This window comes from Lentimicrobiaceae bacterium, from assembly GCA_023227965.1.
In the GTDB taxonomy this organism is placed as follows: Bacteria; Bacteroidota; Bacteroidia; order Bacteroidales; family JALOCA01; genus JALOCA01.
Map to the genome: position 1 here is coordinate 1 of JALOCA010000070.1, position 6,006 is coordinate 6,006.

Consider the following 6,006-nt stretch of genomic DNA (forward strand, 5'->3'; position numbering starts at 1 on the left):
TTATGACGCATTGAACTACAAATATGCACCCTTCCTCCGAAAAAAATCTGTAGTGCCCAAGCCTCCTCCTCAAAAAAATCAATCCCTTGATAACATCCATTTTATTCCTGGATAGCTGCAAAATGGGCTAAAAACCCTAACGGGTTATTATCGGGCAGATATAAAACATATTTTATCCCAAACTCAGCTTAAAAAATTAAAACCATCCGCAACGGATAAAACGGGCTTTTCCGTGAATATCTTTATGGCATTCTATGTCTGTAAATCCTTTTTCGCGGAGCAAGCCTATTAATTCCCACGGGTAATTTTCATTAATCTCAACATATAGTTTCCCTTTTTCTTTAAGATGACTAAAGGCAAATTCTGCCAAAGCGTCATAAAAAAGCAGGGGAGAGGCGTCGGGCACAAAAAGGGCTTCACGTGGTTCGTACCGCAAAACATTAGGCTGCATAAATAAGGCTTCTTTTTCAGTTACATATGGAGGATTACTTACGATAATATCGTATTTTTCATTGTGTTTTGCAGGTTGCAGAATATCCATTGCATAAAAATTAATTTCTGTTGAATTATTCTGTGCATTCCGGCGGGCAACCATCAATGCTTTTTCAGAAATATCACAGGCGGTAACTACCGAACCCGGAATACTTTTTTTTAGAACAACAGCTATGCACCCGCTACCGGTACAAATATCAAAAATTACAGGGTTGGCATTAAGCGGTATATTCTTTTGGTCGTTAATGATCCATTGTACCAGTTCTTCGGTTTCATTTCTGGGAATAAGTACGTTTTCATCAACAAAGATGTCGGTGTCATAAAAAAAAGTTTTGCCAATAATGTACTGTATGGGCATCATTTGCTTTAGTAATTCCACTGAAGATACAAATTTTTTCACGATGGTTTCGGTAATAGCATCGTCTTTTTGCAAAATGATACTATGTGCTGGTATTGCACAGTATTCCTCAAACAAAATGTGGGTAAAAGTGCGAATTTCGGTATCAGGATACAAAGTACTAAGTTCACTTTTAATATAATCCACCATTTCCAGCAGGGTAAGGGTATTGTGAGGAAGTTCCATAATGTTAACACAAAAAAATCAAAAGTAGCAAATCAGGCAATATATATTCGGTCAGAAATGCATTTTTTAAAAAACATTTGTTTTCAGGAAATATTGTTTTACTTTTGCAACCTGAAAAATAATGGAGTGATTTATAAATGAAAAAAGACATTCATCCTAAGGACTATCGCATGGTTATATTTAAAGATATGTCGAACGACAATACTTTTTTAACCAAATCTACCGTAAAAACCAGAGAGACCATGGTTTGGGAAGACGGTAAGGAATACCCACTGGTAAAACTTGAAATTTCTAACACATCCCATCCCTTTTACACAGGGAAGATGAAGCTGGTTGACACAGCTGGGCGCGTTGATAAATTCAAAAGCCGTTACCAAAAGCATTACGAAAAAAGAGCACAATAACTGTTTTCAACAAAAAGATATGTTTTTGGTAAATCCCGATTTTTTTCGGGATTTTTTTTTCTAACTTTGTAAAAAAAACGCATAACGATGAATTATATCCTTTTCGACGACTATCGCAGAGAACATCTATTACCTTTAACATTTTTTCGCCCTGTATGCGACATACGTATCGGCATTTTAACCATACGTGAAAAATGGGAAAAATACCTGGGTGTTAAGCCTTCTTCGCTTACAGAGGTGTACCTCCAGTCAAAATTTCCGATTGTAAAATCAGCAGAAAACATTCTGATTAACGGAGGAATACTCCCTAATGCAGAACTTGTTAAACAGATACAAATGCTGGGACCCAAGCAGGCATTAGTGAAAGGAAACACAATCGTTGCCTCATATGTCCCCGAATCTGAACTGGAAGATAAAACAGGAAAAGAGGAAAAATGTCTTGGAGAAATTGAATGCAGTATAGATTACACCGAAATTCTCAATACGTGGGATATTTTTGAAAAAAACGAAAAGGCATTAAATGAAGACTTTATATTGCTTACTGATGGTCGTACTTCGCAAGCCCTCAGTTCTTCCAACCAACGAATAGGCAATGGAAGTTTGTTTATCGAAGAAGGTGCAATAGTAGAAGCTTCGGTAATTAATACATTAAAAGGACCGGTGTACATTGGTAAAAATGTTGAAGTTATGGAAGGCTGCCTTATAAGAGGACCTCTGGCAATTTGTGAAAATTCCGTATTGAAAATGGGTGCTAAAATATATGGAGCCACTACCCTGGGACCCGATACAAAAGTGGGTGGAGAAGTAAATAATTCCGTGATATTTGGCTTTTCCAACAAAGCACATGATGGTTACCTTGGTAATTCTGTTATAGCCGAATGGTGTAACCTGGGTGCCGATACTAACAACTCGAACCTGAAAAACACTTACGACAATGTTAAAATGTGGGATTATGCCGAAAAAACCTTTGTCGATACGGGTTTGCAATTTTGCGGAATGGTCATGGGTGATCATTCAAAATGCGGAATAAATACCATGTTTAATACAGGAACAGTAGTAGGTGTATGTACCAATATTTTCGGACAAGGGTTTCCGCGCAACTTCATCCCTTCGTTTTCATGGGGAGGACCTTCCGGTTTTACTAACTATAAATTTTCAAAAGCCATTGAAGTAGCCGCTAACGTATATAAAAGACGCAATATTGACCTTGATGAAACCGAAAAGGAAATTTTTGCCAGGGTTTTCGATATTGCACATACATTCCACGGAGAATAAGATATTTTTTATTTCACGCTTACTCTGGCATTAATATTGACCACAAAGAAAAACAAAATCAAATTTGTCATATTGTCATATTGAAACATGAGCGAATCATCCCATCCTATAATTGCTAATTTATCTGATATACTTGATGCTGATGCTGAATTTATCCCCCTATTATCACAGGAGGATGAAGACCAGATGAATTCGGAGGATATCCCGGAAATACTGCCAATTTTACCATTGCGAAACACTGTCCTTTTTCCCGGAGTCGTAATTCCTATTACGGTAGGACGCGACAAATCCATCAATCTCATCAGGGAATATTATCGTAGTACAAAAATAATTGGTGTTGTTGCACAAAAAGATGCTGAGATAGAAGAACCGGCATTCGAAGACCTGAACCGGGTGGGAACAGTGGCAATGATACTGAAAACTTTTCAGATGCCCGACGGAAGCACAACGGCTATCATCCAGGGGAAAAAACGATTTAGCATTGAAGAGCCCCTGCAAACAGAACCCTATTTTAAAGCAAAGGTCTCGCAATACGGTAATGTAGAGACAATTAAACAAACCAAAAAATTTGATGCTCTCATTGCATCCCTGCGTGATTTGTCAATTCAAATTATCAATAACTCTCCTAATATTCCTTCAGAAGCAGCTTTTGTAATTAAAAATATTGAAAGTCCTGTTTTTTTGGTCAATTTTGTATCGGCTAACCTGAATTCGGATAATACCGAGAAACAAAAACTTTTAGAGCTTACCAATATTGAAAGTCATGCCAATCAGGCTCTTGCAGCTTTAACAAAAGAATTGCAAATGCTTGATTTAAAAAACCAAATCCAGAAAAAGGTTAAGATAGACATTGACAAACAGCAAAGAGATTATTTTTTAAACCAGCAACTTAAAACTATTCAGGCAGAACTGGGCTTCGGACAAAGCGAAGAAGAACTGCTTGAGATGAGAGAAAAAGCCAAAACAAAAAAATGGTCGAAAGAAGTTGCAGCAGTTTTCAATAAAGAATTTACTAAATTGCAGAGAATGAATTCTGCTGCTATGGAGTATTCTATGCAAATGAACTATTTGGATACGCTTATTGAACTTCCCTGGAATGATTTTACGGAGGACAATTTTAATTTGCAACATGCACAAAGAATACTTGATGAAGATCATTACGGGCTTGAGAAAGTGAAAGAACGTATTATTGAATATTTGGCTGTTATCAAGTTAAAAGGCGACATGAAATCTCCGATTCTTTGCTTACTGGGACCTCCGGGAGTAGGCAAAACATCTCTTGGCAAATCCATAGCCAGGGCTGTTGGCAGAAAATATATACGAATGTCGCTTGGCGGGTTAAGAGATGAGGCAGAAATACGTGGGCACCGAAAAACATATATTGGCGCAATGCCAGGACGTATCATACAGAGTCTTAAAAAAATAAAATCGTCGAATCCCGTTTTTGTTTTAGACGAAGTTGATAAAGTAATAGGAGCCAACATTAACGGCGATCCTGCTTCTGCCTTACTCGAAGTACTTGATCCAGAGCAAAATTCAACATTTTATGACAACTACCTTGAAATTGAATACGATCTTTCGAGAGTAATGTTTATTGCCACTTGTAACTCGCTTAGCACTGTTCATCCTGCACTGCGCGACAGGATGGAGATTATTGATCTGAGCGGCTACCTTGTAGAAGAAAAAGTGGAAATTGCCCAAAGACATCTTATTCCTAAACAATTAAATGAACATGGTTTGGAGAAAAAGCAGCTCACATTTCCGCAAAACATCCTTGAAAAAATTATTGATGAATATACAAGGGAAGCCGGAGTACGAACTTTGGAAAAAAATATAGCAAAAATTATCCGGAATAAAGCCCGGTTTATTGTTTCAGAAGAACCATATAACAAAAAAATTAATTCCAAAGATTTAGAAAGCGTTCTTGGAATACCTCAATATCAGCATGAAAAAAACTTTTCAGGGGATATTGCCGGCGTAGCAACCGGTCTTGCCTGGACTGCTGCAGGAGGGGAAATATTATTTATTGAAGTAAGTCTGAGCAAGGGTAAAGGAAATTTAACCCTTACAGGTAACCTTGGTGATGTAATGAAAGAATCGGCAACCCTTGCATTTGAATATTTGAAAGCCAACGCCATAAAACTTAATATTCCCCAATCTGCTTTTGACAACTGGAATGTGCATATTCATGTGCCTGAGGGAGCTACACCCAAAGATGGTCCTTCCGCAGGAATTACCATGTTTACAGCTTTGGCAAGCGCTTTTACCCAGCGAAAAGTAAAACAGGGAATTGCCATGACAGGCGAAATAACCCTGCGTGGAAAAGTTTTGCCTGTTGGTGGAATCAAGGAAAAAATTCTTGCTGCAAAACGGGCAAAATGTCCTGTAATTCTGCTTTCAAAAGAAAACAGAAAGGAAATAGAAGAAATTAAATCCACATATAAAGAAGGATTAACGTTTTTTTATATTAACGAAATGATTGAAGCCATTGACCTATCTTTATCACACGAACAAGTTAAAGATGCAAAAATTATCGAATAGCATTTCTATTTATAGAAAATTAATAATTATTATAATTATATTATTTGCATTTATTGCAACTATTGGCTTTCTTTTGCCACGCAGGATTACTATTGAAGAAAAAATCCAGATAAAAGCATCAAAAGAATATGTTTTCAAGAAAATAAGCAATTACTATGAATGGAAAAATTGGATGACACTTGATTACAACTTCGATACATCCTTAAAAGTACAACATACCGGTTTTTCGGGCGAAGAGGGGTCTTCTTCCGTTTTTTTTGGTGAAAAAATTGGCAAGGGAAAAATAACTACAACAAAAGTAATCAAAAATCAAATATTTGCATATAAATTGATTTTTGAATCAGGCAAATATAATACGATTGGAAAATTTGAACTGATAGATAAGCTAACCCATGTAAATTTAATTTGGAGTACTACCTGCGATTTGGGGTACAATCCGTTAAATAGGTACCTGGGAATCTTTATTAAAAGAAAAGCCATTTCATATTCCAATGAAAGTTTGTTAAACCTGAAAAAGATACTCCAAAACAATGAGTAAAAAAATTCTTATCATTCAGACAAATCCTATTGAAAACAGTTTTTGTGGCTTAATAGACAAAAATGATGCTGACAGGCCATTCAAATGCAGCAATAGTATAACTTTGGAGCATTTGAAAGCTATGAATAAAAAATTTGCTTTTATTGCGGTTCCAAAATCACCAAAAAAAGTGG

The 6,006-nt window shown here is 36.5% G+C and carries 6 protein-coding genes; 5 read left to right on the forward strand and 1 reads right to left on the reverse strand.

From position 1 onward, the window contains the following. Positions 1–196 precede the first annotated feature (196 nt). Positions 197–1,075, reverse strand: coding sequence for a peptide chain release factor N(5)-glutamine methyltransferase (gene prmC / locus M0R21_13595; protein MCK9618856.1), 879 nt, complete (start codon positions 1,073–1,075; stop codon positions 197–199). Between the two features lie 137 nt (positions 1,076–1,212). Between prmC and M0R21_13600 the strand changes: the two genes are divergently transcribed. From M0R21_13600 to M0R21_13620, 5 genes are all read left to right on the forward strand, one after another. Next, positions 1,213–1,479 carry a type B 50S ribosomal protein L31 gene (locus tag M0R21_13600; protein MCK9618857.1) on the forward strand — a complete coding sequence of 89 codons (267 nt, stop codon included), beginning with the start codon at positions 1,213–1,215 and terminating at the stop codon, positions 1,477–1,479. Positions 1,480–1,566: 87 nt separating this feature from the next. Then, positions 1,567–2,754 (forward strand): GlmU family protein, encoded by a 1,188-nt coding sequence (locus M0R21_13605; protein ID MCK9618858.1) that lies wholly within the window; start codon positions 1,567–1,569, stop codon positions 2,752–2,754. A gap of 87 nt (positions 2,755–2,841) precedes the next feature. After that, positions 2,842–5,295, forward strand: coding sequence for an endopeptidase La (gene lon, locus M0R21_13610; protein MCK9618859.1), 2,454 nt, complete (start codon positions 2,842–2,844; stop codon positions 5,293–5,295). Continuing rightward, positions 5,276–5,833 carry a hypothetical protein gene (locus M0R21_13615; protein ID MCK9618860.1) on the forward strand — a complete coding sequence of 186 codons (558 nt, stop codon included), beginning with the start codon at positions 5,276–5,278 and terminating at the stop codon, positions 5,831–5,833. Before lon ends, M0R21_13615 begins: the two co-directional genes overlap by 20 nt. Next, positions 5,826–6,006 (forward strand): hypothetical protein (locus tag M0R21_13620; protein MCK9618861.1); only part of this gene is annotated, 181 nt, incomplete at its 3' end. The genes M0R21_13615 and M0R21_13620, both read left to right, overlap by 8 nt.